At 59.5% G+C, this 1,084-nt stretch carries 1 protein-coding gene; it reads left to right on the forward strand.

The features are described from left to right. Positions 1-105: 105 nt before the first annotated feature. Positions 106-1,053 (forward strand): IS30-like element ISAs2 family transposase, encoded by a 948-nt coding sequence (locus BN1127_RS10590; protein WP_019706001.1) that lies wholly within the window; start codon positions 106-108, stop codon positions 1,051-1,053. Positions 1,054-1,084: the final 31 nt, after the last annotated feature.

Consider the following 1,084-nt stretch of genomic DNA (forward strand, 5'->3'; position numbering starts at 1 on the left):
CGGGAATTCAGATAATAAGTGCGACACTCATGGATGAATGGCGAGAGGTGGCCAACTGCTGATTGGTGGTACCCTTCTGCTCGCCAAAGTAAAAGCAGTATCACCATGAGCTATCAGCAGTTGACCGAGGGGCAACGATACCAGTTATCGGTGCTTCGCGCACAGGGGATGTCCATCCTTGCCACCGCACGCGCCATTGGCGTTCATCGCTCCACCCTCTACCGGGAGCTGCGTCGTAACGCCGGGCCGCAGGGCTACCAGCCAGACAATGCGCATCAGCACGCCACCCACCGACGGGCCAGTGCGGCCAAATCTCGGCTATCTGCCGATGTCATCCAGTTTGTCGAGCTGACACTCGCCTGGTGGTGGAGCCCGGAGCAGATAAGCGCGGTGGGCAAGCAGATAGGCCTCATGGTGAGTCACGAGTGGATATACCGCCATGTGGCCGCCGACAAAGCCCGGGGTGGCCAGTTGTACCGCCATCTGCGCCAGGGCCACAAGCGCTACCGCAAGGGGGCGAGCAGCCTGCGTTCTCCCATCAAGGAAGCCCGCTCTATTGATGAACGGCCGGCTATCGTCGATAGCCGGGAGCGGCTCGGTGATTGGGAGGCGGACACGGTGCTGGGCAAGCAAGGCACAGGTGCACTGGTCACCCTGGTGGAGCGCAAGAGCCGGCTCTATCTGGTCAAGCGGGTCGCGAGCAAACAGGCTGGGGTGGTGCGGGATGCGATAATCGAGATGTTAACGCCCTACATCGAGCAGGTGCATACCATCACCTTTGACAACGGCGGCGAGTTTGCCGAACACAAGGCGATAGAGGAAGCGCTGGGTGCCGAGACTTACTTTGCGCACCCTTACTCTTCGTGGGAGCGCGGTCTGAACGAGAACAGCAATGGGCTGTTGAGGCAGTTTATCCCAAAGGGAACAGACCTGAGAGAGGTCACGGACGAGGATGTCAGGAGAGCGGAGCAGTGGCTCAACCTACGACCTCGGAAATGTCTCGGATTCAGGCAGCCTGTCAAGGTATTCGAAGAGTACCGTCAGGCGGCATAGGCGAGTGTCGCACTTCGAAGTTGAATTCGCG

Origin of the sequence: Aeromonas media, assembly GCF_000819985.1 — a bacterium.
GTDB classification, from domain to species: Bacteria; Pseudomonadota; Gammaproteobacteria; order Enterobacterales; family Aeromonadaceae; genus Aeromonas; species Aeromonas media.